The 17144-nt window shown below is 43.8% G+C and carries 12 protein-coding genes; 6 read left to right on the top strand and 6 right to left on the bottom strand.

Annotated elements, in window-relative coordinates:
• Positions 1-16: 16 nt before the first annotated feature.
• Entirely contained in the window at positions 17-529 is a 513-nt protein-coding gene (locus FW774_RS12730) for a peroxiredoxin family protein (RefSeq protein ID WP_149348581.1), read from the bottom strand.
• A gap of 446 nt (positions 530-975) precedes the next feature.
• Here FW774_RS12730 and FW774_RS20890 point away from each other — a divergent pair, with 446 nt between their 5' ends.
• The 5 genes from FW774_RS20890 to FW774_RS12705 all read left to right on the top strand — a co-directional run bounded on the left by FW774_RS20890 (position 976) and on the right by FW774_RS12705 (position 3749).
• On the top strand, positions 976-1164 hold the full coding sequence (locus tag FW774_RS20890; RefSeq protein ID WP_149348580.1) for a KTSC domain-containing protein: 189 nt from the start codon (positions 976-978) through the stop codon (positions 1162-1164).
• Between the two features lie 38 nt (positions 1165-1202).
• Positions 1203-2309: a DNA adenine methylase gene (locus FW774_RS12715; protein WP_149348579.1), complete on the top strand. Its 1107-nt coding sequence runs from the start codon at positions 1203-1205 to the stop codon at positions 2307-2309.
• The gene (locus FW774_RS20535) at positions 2296-2454 is read left to right on the top strand and encodes a hypothetical protein (RefSeq protein ID WP_197739860.1); all 159 of its coding nucleotides are present in this window, start codon (positions 2296-2298) and stop codon (positions 2452-2454) included. Before FW774_RS12715 ends, FW774_RS20535 begins: the two co-directional genes overlap by 14 nt.
• Positions 2455-2460: 6 nt before the next feature.
• Positions 2461-3402, top strand: a complete 942-nt coding sequence (locus FW774_RS12710) for a hypothetical protein (protein WP_197739859.1) — start codon at positions 2461-2463, stop codon at positions 3400-3402.
• Positions 3403-3518: 116 nt separating this feature from the next.
• On the top strand, positions 3519-3749 hold the full coding sequence (locus FW774_RS12705; protein WP_149348578.1) for a hypothetical protein: 231 nt from the start codon (positions 3519-3521) through the stop codon (positions 3747-3749).
• A gap of 123 nt (positions 3750-3872) precedes the next feature.
• Here FW774_RS12705 and FW774_RS12700 read toward each other — a convergent pair whose 3' ends face one another.
• Positions 3873-6698, bottom strand: coding sequence for an FAD-binding and (Fe-S)-binding domain-containing protein (locus FW774_RS12700; protein WP_149348577.1), 2826 nt, complete (start codon positions 6696-6698; stop codon positions 3873-3875).
• Positions 6699-6848: 150 nt separating this feature from the next.
• Between FW774_RS12700 and FW774_RS12695 the strand changes: the two genes are divergently transcribed.
• Positions 6849-8522 carry a M1 family metallopeptidase gene (locus tag FW774_RS12695; RefSeq protein ID WP_242457816.1) on the top strand — a complete coding sequence of 558 codons (1674 nt, stop codon included), beginning with the start codon at positions 6849-6851 and terminating at the stop codon, positions 8520-8522.
• A 310-nt stretch (positions 8523-8832) separates the two neighbouring features.
• Here the strand turns inward: FW774_RS12695 and FW774_RS12690 are convergent, their stop codons facing one another.
• The 4 genes from FW774_RS12690 to FW774_RS12675 all read right to left on the bottom strand — a co-directional run bounded on the left by FW774_RS12690 (position 8833) and on the right by FW774_RS12675 (position 17137).
• Complete coding sequence (locus FW774_RS12690; RefSeq protein ID WP_149348576.1) at positions 8833-11685, bottom strand: TonB-dependent receptor; 2853 nt, start codon at positions 11683-11685, stop codon at positions 8833-8835.
• Between the two features lie 673 nt (positions 11686-12358).
• Complete coding sequence (locus FW774_RS12685) at positions 12359-14248, bottom strand: beta-N-acetylhexosaminidase (RefSeq protein WP_149348575.1); 1890 nt, start codon at positions 14246-14248, stop codon at positions 12359-12361.
• Between the two features lie 479 nt (positions 14249-14727).
• Positions 14728-15771, bottom strand: coding sequence for a DUF6528 family protein (locus FW774_RS12680; protein WP_149348574.1), 1044 nt, complete (start codon positions 15769-15771; stop codon positions 14728-14730).
• 43 nt (positions 15772-15814) lie between these two features.
• Complete coding sequence (locus tag FW774_RS12675; protein ID WP_410522741.1) at positions 15815-17137, bottom strand: RagB/SusD family nutrient uptake outer membrane protein; 1323 nt, start codon at positions 17135-17137, stop codon at positions 15815-15817.
• Positions 17138-17144 lie beyond the last annotated feature (7 nt).

Here is a 17144-nt window from a genome sequence, read left to right as displayed (position 1 = left end):
TGCTTAATTTAAAGTTTTACCGCCCGTTCACTGTGGCAATCAGCTCTTTCATGTCTTTATCGCCACCCCAGTATTTAATGAGCTCTTTATTTTTAGAATACAGGTACATGGCCGGGTATCGTGTAGGCATAAACGTTGGAATGAATATGCGGTTTTTATCCCATAACAATGTTACATTCTTTCGCCGGTAAAGTTCGGGGCCATACTTCTCCATAAATTTGATCATCTCGGGACGTTCATCCAGCGAAACCATGTAAAAATTCACATGCTTAAACGAAGAAAGATTTTTATTGATAGCCGACACTTCACGCTGGCAGTGCTCACAACTGGCATCGAAAAATATAATCAGGTTGCTTTTATCGGTCGCGATATTTTCTTTACGGAAAGGAGCACCATCCATTTTCGAGAACAAAAATTCGGGCATGGTAGCAGGCTGTGTCTGGTTATTTTGCTGGGATTTTACCCGCTGACACGAAGCCAGTAAAATAAACGCAACAACTGCTGAAGATAATAATCGTTTACAACTCATAGAAATCGATACTAATGCAAACAAATGTAAGGCGATTATGGCAGCGAAACAAGTTCACCCTACAAACCATTTATCTGGCATTTACCTGGCTTAAGTTTCAGTGAGGGGTCTGTGGCGGGCCCAACTTAAGCCTGTTATACAAGAAAGTTTTAGTAACTTTCTTTCCACAAAACAAAACCAATTGTCCTCAAAATATAAAATATCAGACCATCAGGATATACATTTTATAACCTTTGCAACGGTGCAATGGGTTGACGCCTTGAGCAGACCTGAGTATAAAGATATTATCATGAGTAATGTTTCATAATAGAAACTTGACGGTTTCTTAACATGTTGAAAACTTCATTGAAACATTCAAAACGACTTGAGGATTTGTTTTGCATTTTTGACACATATAGTCCATCCAAAAGAATGACTTAAGCGATACAATGTAAAAACTGTGAGAAATGGAAAAAGAAAGCGTTCAGTCAAGTATAATAAGAAGTTTGTGTTACGATTCCAACACTTCAACATTGGAAGTCGAGTTCAATAGTAGTGCTGTTTGGCAGTATTACGACGTTCCTAAAAGTATTTATTATGATATGCGAAATGCCGATCCAATTGGAAAGTATTTTAACGCTAACATTAGAGGATAATATTCCGAATCTCAAGTTGGATAAACAAATTCTTGACAATGCTATTTGAAGAATACACATATTTCAATCATAAATTTCCAGAACCGCAATATTTGGGAGCAAAGCACATGCATTTGGCATGGATTAAAAAGTTTGTTCCCGAAAATGTAAATGTGGCTTTGGACGCTTTCGCAGGTTCGCAGTCGGTTGCGTTTTTATTTAAACAAATGGGATTACAAACCATTACAAACGACTTTTTGAATTTCAATAATCAAATTGGTTTGGCATTGGTTGAAAACAGAAGCGAAAAAATTACAAAAGAAGATTTAGAAGTTTTGTTTCAATCTGCAAAAAATAAAGAAGTTTTTCAACTGATGAAATCCGTTTTTACAAACGTGTTTTTTGAAGAAACCGAAACGGAGTTTTTAGACAATTTCCGGGCAAACATTCCTTTGTTGAGCACGCTACACAAACAGGCGCTGGCTTACGCGATCATTAACAGAAGTATGACACGAAAAGTAACAATGGGGCATTTCGGACATACACAAGCGTTGAAATACGCAAGCGACCCCGAACGCATTAAACGCAACAGAAGTTTGATAAGACCAATCAAAGAAATTTTTGAAGATTTATTGCCAAAATACAATGATGCGGTGTTTGACAACAAGCAAGACAACCGAAGCTACAATCAAAATATTCTTGATTTGTTGCCGACACTTGAAAACGTTGATCTGGCATATTTTGACCCGCCTTATTGCGACAGCCACGCTGATTATCAAAGTTTCTATCATTTGCTGGAAACCTTTACGGAATATTGGAAAGACAAAGAATTTGTCAACGGAATTAAACGTTACGAACCGCAACGTTTCAGTGGCTTTGACAAAAAACGTGATGTTATTTCATCGTTTGAAAAACTATTTGAGTATTCGCAGGAAATTCCGCATTGGTTAATCAGCTACAACGACAGAAGTTATCCGAGTGTGGAAGCATTATCAAAGATAATTTCAAAATACAGGGCAGTAACCATTGAAGCAAAAGCGTATCACAATGGCAGAGGTGGTAAGGGAAGTGTGGCCGGAAGTCATGAAGTTTTATTTGTGTGCAAACCGAAGAAAAAACACTTTATCCCAACAACAGAACAAGAAGCCGTGAATGAAAGATTTTAATTATTGGAAGCGACTGCACGAAAGTGAACAACTTGAAGAATTTAGCACAGACAATATTGGCTTATTGTGGCTGAAAGCAAAATCAATTATTCGTAAAGAATTAATAGCGGAGTTTGTTTTACAAAATAATATCACACTCAAATAAACTGCTTTGGAAAAACAGTTTATTGAGCTCTTTGATTTGCTTTGTGAAAATGCAGGTAATTCTCACCAGCTTTTAAATGCTTACATCCAAGAGAAAAACAAAATCCAGGCTTCAAAACTCAATACCGAGCAATTGGTTTCGGAATTGTATAAGTTGAAAAACTTTGATTGGGGTGGCGACTATCAAAACTCATTGGATAAGTATTTGGTAAGTCGCTACGTAAAAGTTCATAAATCTTACGACACACTCGTTTCAAAGTTTGAAACGGAAATTCACGTTGCTGTTCAGGGATATGTTTTAAATAGCTGGTATAACCATTGGAGCAGTATTTTGATTGAACATATCTTCAAATCGCACCCAACGGTTTTGCCAACAGTCGGACAAATCAAAAGCGTTGATTTCTTCATCAGCAATGTTCCTTTTGATTTGAAAGTAACGTATTTACCTGCCGAATACATTAAGTTTAAACGGAAAGAAAGAGGATTGCCTGTTGAACTTACTTTTCTGAAAAGTAAAGCGACAGAAGCAAAAATAACGTTTGATAAAAAAGCGAAAGACACGGACATCTTTTATGAAATTGTTGAAAAGATGAAGGATAAGAATGACGAGTTTTGTAATAGCATTTTGACGACGTTGAAAAACGAGAAACTTGAGATTCTGAAAGAAGTGCAAGACAACCCAAAAATATTGGCAAAATGGCTTTACGAAAATCAGGGCGAAATGCGTTTCGGTTCAGAAAACCGTTTGTTCCTTGTGCTTGTTGATACAGACAACTTTAACAATTCCTGGAAGCTGAAAAGAAATCTTGAGCTTTTGAAGCCAACAATTATGAACTATTTAGACAATTTCAAGAACAAAAAAATCGACGACTTGAAAGTTATGTTTGGCTACAAAGGAAAATCGCAAATATTTACAGCTTTAACGGATATCATATTTGTAGTAAAATAAAATCCTACCGATGGGGGTGTTAGTATATAGCAAGAAGAATTTTGTGGAATGAAGACAAAGAGCTTCGATTGAAAGCTCATATAAAAGTTTGCCACTTCGCAAAGCCTTCAGATGCTATGGATACGGCTGGCAAAAGGAACCCGAAGAATAAAGACTTCCAGCTCTGGCAACAGGATAACCGGCCTATACAACTAAGCACGCCGGAAATGGCAAGGCAACGGCTGGAATATATTCATGCCAATCCGGTAAAAGAAGGCCTGGTATATGCACCGGAACATTATTGCTACAGCAGCGCCATTGACCACGCAGGCAGTAAGGGAAAAATAGATATTGAATTTTTATATTGAAGTTGATAAACTTCATGCTATTTGAAGGCTTAAGTTAGGCGCAACACACAATCCACACTAAAACTTAAGCCAGATTCCGGCGAGCCTGTGCCGGGTTTTTACTTTTTACTTTTAACTTAGGCACTACAAACACTCATCCAGCAGATACACAATAGACTCGTAGTTTTTGCCCACCGCATCAGACATGGCCATTTCACAGGTTTTGGCAGACGAATAATAGCCATCATAACTGCACTGTTTAACTTCCATGGCTTCGGGTAAAGTAGCAGATTGCGTTAATTCCGGGAACAGAAATCCCCGGTCACCGGCCATACCGCAGCAACCCGCATGCATGGGCACGGTAACATCTTCGGCCAGCTGACGGGCTATCGCTACAAACCTGTTCTCCAGGTTCATGTGCTGCAATGAACACACCGGATGCAGCACCACACGTTTCTGCTTCTTTGATACCTGTACTTTGGGCAGCACATAATCAGACAGGTAATCCACACTGTCTATGATGGTTAATTGGTCAAATCGCTGTTTATTTTCATCGGTAAGTACCGGGCGGCAATCCTGTAAGGTATGTGTGCACGATGTAATATCAAGCACAACCGGCAGCTTACCCCCATTCGTCCATTGCCAGAGTTTGCCCACCGTTTCGTTAGCCGTATATTGAAAGGCCGGACCGAAACCTTTAGACGAAAAAGGCTGACCGCAGCAGCTTCCGCCAATATCCGGGTGAATCAAAAAAGGAATACCAGCTTTAGCCGAAACGCTCATAAACGTTTCCGCAATGCTTTTCTTTCCTTCCACAGAAGCGCCCATCACACGTGAAATGCAGGTAGGGAAGTAAACCACTGCCGTATCCGTATTAAAAGCTCCGGGCAATGCTTTATATGCCGAAATACTGTCCGCAGGTTTTAGCTGGTTCGACCACAAAGGCACAGCCGGAATCAGCTTTTTGAGCGCTTTTGTCAGGTTATGCATCGTATTTTGCCCGAACACCCGGTTAAGAAGTACGCCGGCACGCAAACCCGTTTTCACCGAAAATGCAACCAGCTTAAAATTCCTGGCAAGCACAAGAGCGAACCGGTTGGCCCATTCGTTATGGTTCTCGCGACGCAGACGCTTAATCAGCTTGCCTGTATTAATATCTACCGGACAGGCAATGGCGCATAAACCGTCTACCGCACAGGTATCCATGCCATCGTACTGGTACTGATGCAAAAGCTCTTTGTATTGTGCGGTTTTACCTTCGTTTTTCAGGGTAACCAACGAGCGGCGTATAACAATACGCTGACGCGGTGTAAGGGTGATATTCCGGCTGGGACAACGATGCTCGCAAAAACCGCACTCCATACATTTGTCAACCTCCTCCTCTACCTGAGGCAAATCCTTAAGATGATGAATATGCGCTTCCTTATCCTCGTTAATAATCACTCCCGGATTCAGCAGGTTTTCAGGGTCAACCACCTGCTTCAACGCTTTCATGATACCATAAATCTCACCACCCCATTCGGTTTCCACAAAGGGAGCCATGTTACGGCCGGTGCCGTGCTCAGCCTTCAAAGCGCCATCATATTTCTTTACAACAAGCTCTACAACTTCGTTCAGAAAGCGACTGTAACGTTCCGTTTCTTCAGGTGTATTAAACGCTTGTGTAACTACAAAGTGGATATTTCCATCTTTGGCATGACCGAAAATAATAGCATTACCGTACCGGTATTTCCTGAACAGTTGCTGCAAATCCAATATGGCATCTCCCAACTGCACTACCGGGAAAGCAATATCTTCCAGGATAACCGTTGTACCACTGGCCCGCACGGCTCCCACTGCCGGGAACATCCCTTTACGGACTTTCCACAAAAAAGCCTGCTTCACCGGGTCTTCGGTAAACTCCGGCTCCAAGTATAGCGAAAGCGTAGCCGAGACAGCCAAAAAATTGTTTATTTTCTGTCTTACTTCCGCTAATTCATTACCCTGAAATTCTACCAGCAGCGCTGCCGCCTGTTCCGGTAATGTTTTGATAACATCCGGTACACCGGCAATATGCTCAATAGAGCGCAATGAAGCCCTGTCCATCAGCTCTACGGCTTCGGCACCGGCATCGTTAAGCGGTTTTATAGCCCGGCATGCGGCATAAATGTCCGGGAAATATAGTAAGGCCGTAGACTTAACCGGGTAATCGGGAATGGTACGCATAACAGCCTCTGAAATAAAACCAAGCGTACCTTCAGCGCCGACCAGTAAATGGGCAAGAATATCCAGCGGCTGCTCATAATCGATAAACGCGTTTACCGAATAGCCAACCGTATTTTTAGTCTGGTATTTACTCCGGATGCGGCTATACAGCTCCGGGCTGGCCATGATCTGGTTGCGCAAAGCAATTATCTGCTGATAAATCCCGGGACATTCCGCTTCAAACCGGGCATAATCCGCAGTATTCTCGGTAGAAAAAACGTTCCCATCCGGCAGCATAAAACGAATATATTGTACCGTATGATACGAGTTCTTACTCACACTACAGCACATGCCGCTGGCATTGTTAGACAATATACCGCCCATCATGGCCGAATTGATGCTTGCCGGGTCGGGGCCGATTTTTTTACGGTATTTTTTCAGATGCGCATTAACAATGGCTCCGGTTATGCCCGGCTGAACCCGCACCTGCTGTCCATCTTTTTCAATAGTGATACGATTCCAGAACTGGCTCAAATCAACCAGAATACCGCTGGATATGGCTTGCCCGGACAGGCTGGTTCCTGCCGTACGGAAAGTTAACGGAACCTTATGCTGATGCGAAAACGCAAAAAGCGCCCGCACTTCATCTTCCGAAACGGGACGCACAACCGCCTTGGGCTGCATATAATAAAACCCGGCATCGGGCGCATAAGCAGCAATATCTATCAAACGGCTTTTTATCCTTTCGGGCGGCAATATGCTTTCCAGCAGTTGGGGTATACTCATTGTCAGTTAACACGTGTTGGCTGTATTACAAAAATACAAGAGTTACCGCGGCTTTAGGCATATTTTTGTGTATATTCATTGTACTATTTTCACAGAATAGCATCATTATCCAATATCCGGTTATTTTTTACCACTATATTCGCAGGTATCATGGCTGCACATTACAGGACAGGAAAACTTATCCGGGAACTTTTCCTTATGGGATTTCTCCTGGCGCCTGTTATTGCTTCTGCGCAAAGCGAAACCGGAACGTTTACCCGTGCTGACACCTTACGCGGTGCACAATCGCCGGAGCGAACCTGCTACGACATCACTTATTATCATCTGGATGTGCAGCTTGACATCAACCGGAAAACAATTACAGGCTCGAATCTTTTCCAGCTTACCGCTACGCGGGATTTTAACCGCCTGCAATTTGATTTGTTCAGCAACCTCGAAATAGACAGTGTTGTGTATCAACATACACATCTGCCGGTTAAGCGTGAGTATAATGCGGTTTTTATTGAATTTCCCGGACAAATACCTAACGGTTCAATGCAGCAGTTTACCGTATTTTATCACGGTCAGCCGGTTGAAGCTAAAAGCCCTCCCTGGGATGGCGGCCTGGTTTTTTCTAAAGATGCCGCGGGAAAGCCCTGGGTCAGCGTAGCTTGCCAGGGATTTGGCGCCAGCTGCTGGTGGCCTAACAAAGACCAGCAGGCCGATGAAGCGGACAGCATGCTCATCAGCATTACCGCTCCGCAAAACCTTTCGGTAATCAGTAACGGAAGATTACGTTCTGCGATAACAGACCATGGCCTGACCAAACACAACTGGTTTGTTTCCAACCCGATAAACAATTACGACGTAACATTTTACATCGGTGATTATATTCATTTTAATGATGTGTATCAGGGAGTTAACGGACCGCTTACACTGGATTATTACGTTTTAAAAGAAAATCTCGCGAAAGCGAAAAAGCAATTTTCGGCTAACGTAAACCCCATGCTGCGTTGTTTTGAGCATTGGTTTGGGGCTTATCCCTTTTACAAGGATGGTTATAAACTGGTTGACGCCCCTTACTTCGGCATGGAACACCAGAGCGCCGTAGCTTATGGTAACGACTATAAAAATGGGTACCGGGGTTCAGACCTGTCGGGGACAGGATTAGGTCTTTCATGGGATTATATCATTATCCACGAATCGGGGCACGAATGGTTCGGCAACAGCATTACGGCAAAAGATATTGCCGATATGTGGATACACGAAGCCTTTACCATGTATGCCGAAGGTCTTTTTGTAGAATGTAACAAAGGCAAAGAGGCTGGCGCAGCTTATATCGCAGGATTGCGGAAAAATGTTTTAAACGATAAGCCAATTATCGGCCCTTATGGGGTAAATACCGAAGGTTCATCGGATATGTACTACAAAGGAGCCAACATGCTGCAAACTATCCGGTCTGTTATTAACGATGATAGCAAGTGGCTGGCTATTTTACGCGGACTAAACCAACAGTTCGGACATAAAACCACTACTACGGCAGAAGTTATAGCCTTTATCAACCGGCTTGCGGGGAAAAACCTCACTAACATTTTTGACCAATACCTGCGATACACCCGCATCCCCGATCTGCAAATCCGGAAAGCTAAAAACGGCACATTCACTGTCAGGTGGAAAGTCGACGTCGCTGATTTTAATATGCCAATAAAAGTTAAATACTTAACCAGTGGCAACTGGCATTGGATCTATCCAACCACAAGCTGGCAAACAATAAAGCCCGAAAACGCCGGAACCAAAATCATCCCCGACACCAAACACTTTTATATCACGGTAAATGGTGGTTAGTTGTTAGTTGGTTAGTTGCTTTATAGCCTCACCCCAGCTCCGCCAGTTGGCGGAAGAGGGAGCAGCTTGTGCTCTTTATCTTGTTTCTTGCTTCTATGTTCTCGTCTCTAAAATTCGTAAATCTAAAATCGTAACTCGTAAATCACCTTAAACCTTCCGCCTCCTACCTTTCCCGCTCCCGGTCTTTTCTGACCCCGAATAATCGGGATTTCGCTGCGCTCAACTTTCCCGACTTCGGGACTATGAACTATGAACCATCAGCCATCAGCTACCTCACGCCTTAAACCTTCCGCCTTCCACCTTTTCACCTCTACTGGTTAAACACCAGCGACACATAATACGCTGCTCCTATTGCCGGGTTTCCATAAGAGGTACGGTAATAACGGTTGAGCAGGTTGGAGCCGCCGATCTTTACTACAGACTGGTATTGCGGCAACTTAAAGCTAAGCTGTCCGTCTAACGAACCATAGGCCGGAACCTGGCCTTCTACAAACGTAGACAGCCACCTGAACTGATCCTGCCAGCGGTAAACCACGTTAAAGCCGATATTTTTCAGCAGTTGTTCATTTCTTATACCTATATTAAAGCGGTATTCCGGAGTATTATACATATTCAGAAATTGTTTGGGCAACCCTGTCAGCTTATCGTGCGAAACATTTCCACTCCACGTAAATTTACCTAATTTATACTCCAGGCCTAATCCCCAGCCGTGTGTTATTACTTTTTCGGTACTGTTAGCCGACATCTCGTACCGGGTCGGCATCGCCATTCCCGATAAATCGCCGGGTGTTGGATTTTGCCATACCACAACACCTGCCAGGTAATTATGAAATACGTTGTAGTAGTAATATGTATCTAAAAACAGCTTATCGCCTACCAGGCTCCGGTAACCGGCCTCGTACGATTGTACGCTTTCCGGTTTGAACTGGTTAAACGTATAGGACTGCAGCACAGACGGATCTGCGCCGCCACCGGCAATAAAAGCCTGGTAGCTTTCATCAGTGTATGGTTTATTGGTGCGCAGGTTATATTTATCAAGCATTTGAGGCAGAGCGCCCACCAATCGCGAACCGGCCCGCACCAGTATATCAATGTATTGCCCCTGTGCTGTCGGGTTGCGGTAGCCTGTTTGGTACGATAAGCGTAGCGTGTTATTTTTTGCCACGGTAATCACACCGGAGATCCGGGGCGTAAGCCTTCCGGCGAAGTTCTCATTTTTATCATACCGCAGCGCCAGCTGAAGCTTCAACCGTTCTTTAAATAGTTTCCTTGCAGCCTGGGCATAAGCACCGTATTCCCTGATGGTAAGCTTCCTGTTCAGGTCATCGAAAATAGTCCCGCCAGAATTCAGGTCATACAGACGGTATGAGGCCCCGGCCAGCAGCTCTGTTTCGGGCAGCAGGTCAGAAAAGTTGTACATCCCCTCATAATGATACAGGTTTGTTTTATCGTTAAACTTTGCTCCCGGCCCCGCTCCAATAGTTTGCGAAACAATCGCGGCTTTCGTGGTATTAAATTCGGATGAGCCCGGCTGGTAATGACCCTGATCGGCGGCGGCTCTTGCCGCCTGGTTTGCCTGCGCATCGTTTGCACCGGCAGCTATAGCGCCCACATACGTGCCCACATATTGCGGAAACCATACCGTGCTTGCTTTGGAGGCTTCATTCATGTACGAGGCAAGCGCTACCGCATCATACGTATCGCCCGAGCGTTCCTGCGTAGTATATCCTCTTAAAAAGAAGTTCCTGCCTTTCAGTTCCAGCTTATACTGACCTAAATTAAAATTGTTCAGCGAAAAACGATCGGCGCCGGTATATGCCGATGTACCCGTTCCCCAGTAGGCCTGTGCAACAGCCTCAATGCCCGGCGTAATTTTGTAATTCAGCGAAATACTGGTACGAAGCGCCTCTGTACCAGCATCAAACAGGTCAGCTTCCTTATATCCCGTTCTTGACACATCCTGATCAGGAATAATGCCGGCCTGTAAACCCTGGTAAAACGGACTGGTTTGCGGGTTGGTTGCCAAAAATATTTGTATTTGTGTTTCCGAAGGAGTCATACCTCCTGTTGCTGCCTGGTACTGGCTAATATATGCGCTTCTTCCCGCAGTAATTACCGATTGCGCCACCATGCGCATATTCGCTTTTATTTCGTCGCCATAAACATTCACACCATCATACGCCGGATCGGTGTCCCTGTTACCGGCTTTTGCCATTTGTTTGGTACGATCAAAATTTGAATAATCGCGGGCACGCCAGTCATTCGCTTTAATGTACGACAGGTTCACTTTAAATGCCAGTTTATTATTCCATGCTTTAGCGTACCGCAGCTGCACGTCATTCCAGGAGCCGGGCTTTTGGATTTCATCATTAAAATGACTTACCCCTGTTTTTAATTGAAAACTTAGGCCCTGGTAACGGAACGGATCTTTTGAATTGAGCAGCAATGTACCGTTAATACCTCCGGCGCCATACAAAGCAGAAGAAGAACCGGGCAAAAGCTCCGCACTTTCCAGGTCAAGATCAGATATACCGACAATATTGCCCACCGCGAAGTTCAGGCCGGGCGCCTGGTTATCCATTCCGTCTATAAACTGGTTAAAGCGCACATTACCATTTGCATTAAATCCACGGGTATTAATGGAAGTAAATGTAAAGCTCTGGATGCTCTGCTCTACGCCTTTCAGATTAGCCAGCGCATCGTAAAATGAGTTTGCTGCGGACATCCGGATGCTTTCCGGGCCCATCCGTTCAATAGCTACAGGCGACTCTATCATGCGCTCCTGCACACGCGAAGCAGACACCACAACCTCATCCGCAAGGATATGCTCTGTTTCAAGGGCAATGGTCAAATTAGCCGCAGAGCCGTCAACATGAACCTCCTTCATACTATATCCAATGGCCGAAACCACCAACACCAAAGGCGATTTCCGTTTAACGGTCAGCTTAAAATCTCCATTGGCATCTGTGGATGTACCCGCGGATGATCCTTTAACCAACAGGGACACACCGGCAATGCCCTTCCGGGTAAGCATATCGGTTACATTGCCCGACAAAATGGTGGTTTGCGCATTAACAAAAGCTGGCACAACTAACAGCAAGCCAATTAATATGCGCCAAATATTCGTTTTTTTTAAAGATGTTAATAGGTAAATTTTAGTCATGTATACTTAATTAATGATGATAATTTCCTGATTTTCAGAAATATACCGCGTAAAGATCAAACACAAAAAGAGGATATCGATATTGTATTGCGTTCTATAATGTTAACACCGCCAGCCAATGTCTAAATAAAAATACGTGTATTTTGAATAATTATTAATTATCAGTACGCTAAATTATTAAAAATTCACTACTTGGAAACTGTTTTAGTATATACGGAAAAATCTGCAGGCTTGTAATAAGCAATAAGCATCATATCCCGTTAAGGCCGGTTAAAGCAAATGTTATGTTGAAAAGCAGGGCCGGCATCACTTTGGCTCCGGTAGTCCGGCTGTGCGCTCATACGCCTGCAACCTGCCCCGAAACCTCGTGGGGGCCTTAGTCACAGGCCGGTATCCGCTTTCATCCGGTTTAGCTAACTTCATTCTGTGCAAAATATTCCCACCCCGATCCGGCTTAAGTTTTAGCAGGGAATGGACTAACTTAAGCCTCAAAGAATAACAGGAAAGTTTTGGAGCTTTTCTTACGTTCGTTCTGCTTTGAGGCCGGTGTCTTCACCAGCAAGATTCTTCCCTGGCAATCTCCGGAGTCGCAAAAGTAACCGAACGAAGCGGTGATCTGGCTCAATCAAAAATTCAACAGGGAGATCTGATACAGGAGCTTCCTCAACACACTTCACTTTTTATTGATAATAGTAGTGCTTGTAACTACGCTTCGCCTGCCTGCCGGCGTAACAACTATGGTTTTCAGCACCATTTTTTTATTTTCGGGAATGTTCAACAGCACGGGCTGCGTGTATTCATGATCAGCCTCGCCGGGAAACCTATTATTCAAAGTGTAATAAACTTTTGCCCCCTCAAACGGTATCTTAGCTGTAAGTTTATAAGAGGTGGCAGTGATAGTGGTGTCGATAGTTTCTAATGCCGTTGGCACACGATAGTTAATGCCTGATCTGTCAAACTTCAGCAAATGCACAGGCAAAATATCATCGGTAAATTGCCTGTATTGCTTATTAGCCTGTAATGACCATGCCGTTTCGGCCAGCCCCAGCATTCGCGGAAGCAGCATATAATAAAGTTTGGCAGAGGTAGCTATATGCTCCGTCCAGATACAGGCTTCAACGCCTAAAATATGCTTTTTTTCTTCGGGAGATAATTCCGGATATTCAGGATCATAGCTAAACGATTGCCATAAGGGCGCATTTCCGCCATGGCTGGATGGCTCCATATCTGATCTGCTTTGAGCATAATCAAAATAAAAACCATTGCTACCGGGCGCCAGCACAATGTCTAAACCTTTGCCGATCTGCTCTTTAGCGCCTTTTTCGCCAAAACGGTTCATTACGGTTACATCATCGGTCAGATCACCTTCCAATATTTCATCCCAGCCGATCAGCTTTTTGCCTTTAGCCCGAATGATCTTATTAAGCCTTGAAATAAAGTAGCCCTGTAAGGCATGCATATCTTTTATTTCGTGCTGCTGCATAAAGTTCTGCACGCCGGGGTCTTTCGCCCAAAAACCCTTATAACATTCATCTCCACCTATATGTATGTATTTGTAAGGGAACAGGGTCGCCACTTCGGTAAACACTTTATCCAGGAACTGGTAAACATATTCATTGGTGGGATTGAGGGTATTGTCTATGTACATTTCAAACCCACCCTGCGGAAACCACCTGGCAAAGCTACTGCCCGGATTTACCCGGATGTCAGGGTTTTGGGTAACACATAATTGGGGATAAGCGGCAATTGCCGCCATAGCGTGTCCCGGAACATCAATTTCAGGCAGTACCTCAATATGCCGCCGGGCTGCATAGCGGATAATATCTTTTACCTGCTGCTGTGTGTAAAAGCCTCCATCTGTGGCTTTTTCTCCGGGCTGCGGCGGCAAGGTATTGCCTCCAAACTCTATACGCGGCACACGCCAGGCTCCTACCTGCGTAAGCTTTGGGTAGCTTTTGATCTCCAGTCGCCAGCCCTGATCATCGGTTAAATGCCAGTGAAAACGGTTCAGCTTATAATGGGCCATCAGATCAAGCAGATCTTTAATTTGCTCAATGGTAAAAAAATGCCGCGATACATCCAGCATTAGCCCCCTGTAAGCAAACCTGGGACTATCTTCAATAGTAAGGCAGGGTAAAACAGCCGTTCCCTGTACGTTAACAGGAAACAGCTGGATCAATGTTTGTATACCATAAAACAGCCCGGCATCTTTTCCTACAAGCGTTATAGCAGCAGGTGTTACAGACAGTTTATAGCCATCGGCAGGGAGTTGCTCTGAACCTGCTGTTGTAATAGAAACAACAGACTGCTTCAGTACGCTTTTTCCGTTACCGGTAATCACGCTGTTTTTAAATTTCCAGGTATTCAGCAAATAACCGGTAAAAAAGGCTACCGTTTTTTGTTCCGCTGCATCGGCCCTGATAACAGTATTTGCACTAAAGATAAAATTACCGCTTTGCATTTTAACCGATGATGGTGTGGGTATAATGGCCGGAACACCACTTTGAGCATAACAAAATGTATTAAACAGAACGATGAGGGCAATGCAGAGAACCTGTTTCATGATAAGTTATATAGCAATTAATAAAATTTTACCGTGGTAAATTACGGCATTTGTTCCTGGTGTTAAGTAAAAAAGTAAAAAAGCCACACACGGGCTAACCTTAATTTTTGAACGTCTGAATAGGACATTATTCCACTGACATGGCACTGGTTTTGAGTTAGAAATGCTCCGGGCAATGTACAAAATGTATAAAAGGATCAAACCTATATAAAAAGCCTTTGCCTGCCCCCGGCAAAGAGAACCTGCCGAAGTACAGACAAAGTGTGATTATAAAACTAAGGGCCTGTTAAATTTCATATAAAGATCTCACAGGCTTTAATTAGGGACTGATTAAAAAGTTCTCGTCATCCCGATCCCGAAGTTCCGCATTCGCGTCAACAGGCTCAACTTTCAGAAGTTTAAACAGCCCTGATATTTCTCTATGATCAATATTACCTTACGGGTTCAGCTTTTTATCAATAAAAATTTGGCAAGAATAATCAATTGTAAGATGATCTGAAAAGCTTGCCTTTATAAATTACGGCGTTAGTGCGTGTTCTTGAATAAGAGAATGCCCCTGCCTGGGTATAAAAGTCAACCCAGCGTGTATCATTATTGTTATCTATACCGCCACTTGGGAAAGGTGATTTAAACGAATCGGCCTGTGTAACCACAAATATGCCCGAATTTTGACGGCTAATACCCTTTACAAACCATTTGCCCCCGAGCGACCCGGGTGCAGTAGCCACCGTATGCGTACTTTTATTATAAGAGTAAACACCATGATTGGTACTAAACCAGATGATGTTATGATCATTCAGATCTGGTGAAATATCATGTCCGTAGATAGTTGCTGAAGCACTCAAACTAACTGTATAATTGATATCTTCAGTAAGTGTTGGTGCCGACGATGTACCGCCTACTATCAATGCCTTCAGGTAATCATTCCCAATACACCACAAACGTGAAATTGTCGGATCCCATAATACACTATGCGCACCAATCAAATTGAATTTGCAGTTAGTCGTATCATCAACATGGGTAGTTGATGATGTATACACTTTTACCCAGTTACCAGCAGCAGCGGCAACCGCGATATTTCCATCTGGCAGCAATTCAACCGAATGCGGATAAACTTTGTTGCCCACCGAATAAGCCCATTGCTTAGTACCTGAAGGATAGGTGGCAATTGTGGCCAAACCTTGTACAGAACAGGATACAAAACAGTTACCACCCCACCGCGTTACATTGCGCAACTTAAAATCAGTGGCACCATCCCATTTTGATATGGCATAGGGAGTATATGATTTGGCCGCCTCGGGCTTCCATTGCCAAATGGGCGATCCATTCCAGGTAGTAGTAGCCGGGTTAAAGACCTCAACCTGTTGCTCGTTAGTTATCCATACCCAGTCATCAGACGCATTGGATATAAGTTTGCCGGTTTCTGACGATCCGGGTGATGAATTGAACTCGTTTATGTTTTCCTTTTTTGTACATGCACCCAGGAAAATTACGGCACAAGCAATCCATAGTACATTTTTCATACTTAAAAAATTTAAGGGTTAAATTAGGTTCAGAGCTTCTTTATCAATACCCGGGGTTCTGCGGTTTCAAATTCGGGTCTTTAACTATTTCAGCATCGGGTACCGGGAACAGTGCATATTCGGCCTTAATATTTGCAGCTCCCTTAGGGTTATCTGCAGCTACTGATCTTACAGCATCAACTAATTTACCCCAACGTGCCAGATCCCATTTACGTTGAAACTCGCCGGCAAACTCAATGGCACGTTCTGTAAATAACACATTTCGTATATCGGCCTGCGTTAAACCCGAAAGCGGCGTAGTTAAGCCCCCATGCTCCAGCCTGACTTTATTTATCCAGGTAAGCGCACCTGTTGTATTGTTCTGCTCATTTTCGGCCTCGGCCAGTATCAGCAATACATCTGCATAACGCTGAAAGTAAATATCCTTACCGCTATTTCTGTCGTTTGCCTGTAAATCCCAGAATTTGGCGCCAAACCATGGCCGCCCGGGTTTTATAAAGCGTGTAAAATTCTGACCGTTATAACCGGTAGCCAATGTTACGGCTTTGCGCTTATCAGCATTATCAAACATGTTCACAAAAACGGCCGATGGGTAAAAGTTCTCATATCCGCGTAAAACGGTCGAACCGAAATCAACCCCGGCATAGGTTCTGTTATTGCTATCTTTTAACGGAAAAAACCAGGTGTAATAATAGTTCACCTTTACATTAGTATTAGTTGCATTATCACGTTTAAACTGAATTTCAAAAATAGACTCTTTATTATTCTTGAAACCATTATTGATATCAAACAGATTGGCAAAATTAACCAGCTGATATTGGTTAAGATCAACCACCTGCTGTGCATATTTCTGAGCATTTGCCCAATCTTTATCAAAAAGGTAAACCTTTGCCAGTAAGGCCAGAGCGGCCCCCCTGGTAGCCCGGCCAACATCCGTAGCGGGATATGATGTTGGCAGATCTGCCGCGGCATCGGTCAGGTCGGCCTTGATCTGCTTGCGAACGTCTGCCAGCGGAGTGCGGGGTAAACTGCTTACCACCGTTACATCAAGCTCATCTGTCCATAATGGTACTGCACCGAATGAGTTACTAAGGATATAATAATGTAAGGCACGCAAATACTTACACTCGCCAATAAGGCGGCTTTTTAGCGCAGCGCCAATGGGTGCCTTACCAACTCGGTTTATTACCAGATTAGCCTGGGTTATGGCCTTGTAGCATTTGGTCCATACGCCTGATATGTTACCAGGCGCACCAGGTGACAGCGTATATTCCTGGTTGCCATCATTAGTTGGCAGATACATTACCACATCGGTACCTTCTTCTATTGATTTCCACAGATCTTCCTGGCCAAATAAATCATTCAGACCGGAA

It is taken from the genome of Pedobacter sp. BS3 (assembly GCF_008274585.1).
In the GTDB taxonomy this organism is placed as follows: Bacteria; Bacteroidota; Bacteroidia; order Sphingobacteriales; family Sphingobacteriaceae; genus Hufsiella_A.
The sequence above is the reverse complement of the archived record's forward strand: the minus strand, read 5'-3'. Positions and strand labels throughout refer to the sequence as shown.

Excerpts from the sequence above, each read along its gene's own strand:
- FW774_RS12730 (WP_149348581.1), bottom strand. The coding sequence starts at position 529 with ATGAGTTGTAAACGATTATTATCTTCAGCAGTTGTTGCGTTTATTTTA.
- FW774_RS20890 (WP_149348580.1), top strand. The coding sequence starts at position 976 with ATGGAAAAAGAAAGCGTTCAGTCAAGTATAATAAGAAGTTTGTGTTAC.
- FW774_RS12715 (WP_149348579.1), top strand. The coding sequence starts at position 1,203 with ATGCTATTTGAAGAATACACATATTTCAATCATAAATTTCCAGAACCG.
- FW774_RS20535 (WP_197739860.1), top strand. The coding sequence starts at position 2,296 with ATGAAAGATTTTAATTATTGGAAGCGACTGCACGAAAGTGAACAACTT.
- FW774_RS12705 (WP_149348578.1), top strand. The coding sequence starts at position 3,519 with ATGGATACGGCTGGCAAAAGGAACCCGAAGAATAAAGACTTCCAGCTC.
- FW774_RS12700 (WP_149348577.1), bottom strand. The coding sequence starts at position 6,698 with ATGAGTATACCCCAACTGCTGGAAAGCATATTGCCGCCCGAAAGGATA.
- FW774_RS12695 (WP_242457816.1), top strand. The coding sequence starts at position 6,849 with ATGGCTGCACATTACAGGACAGGAAAACTTATCCGGGAACTTTTCCTT.
- FW774_RS12690 (WP_149348576.1), bottom strand. The coding sequence starts at position 11,685 with ATGACTAAAATTTACCTATTAACATCTTTAAAAAAAACGAATATTTGG.
- FW774_RS12685 (WP_149348575.1), bottom strand. The coding sequence starts at position 14,248 with ATGAAACAGGTTCTCTGCATTGCCCTCATCGTTCTGTTTAATACATTT.
- FW774_RS12680 (WP_149348574.1), bottom strand. The coding sequence starts at position 15,771 with ATGAAAAATGTACTATGGATTGCTTGTGCCGTAATTTTCCTGGGTGCA.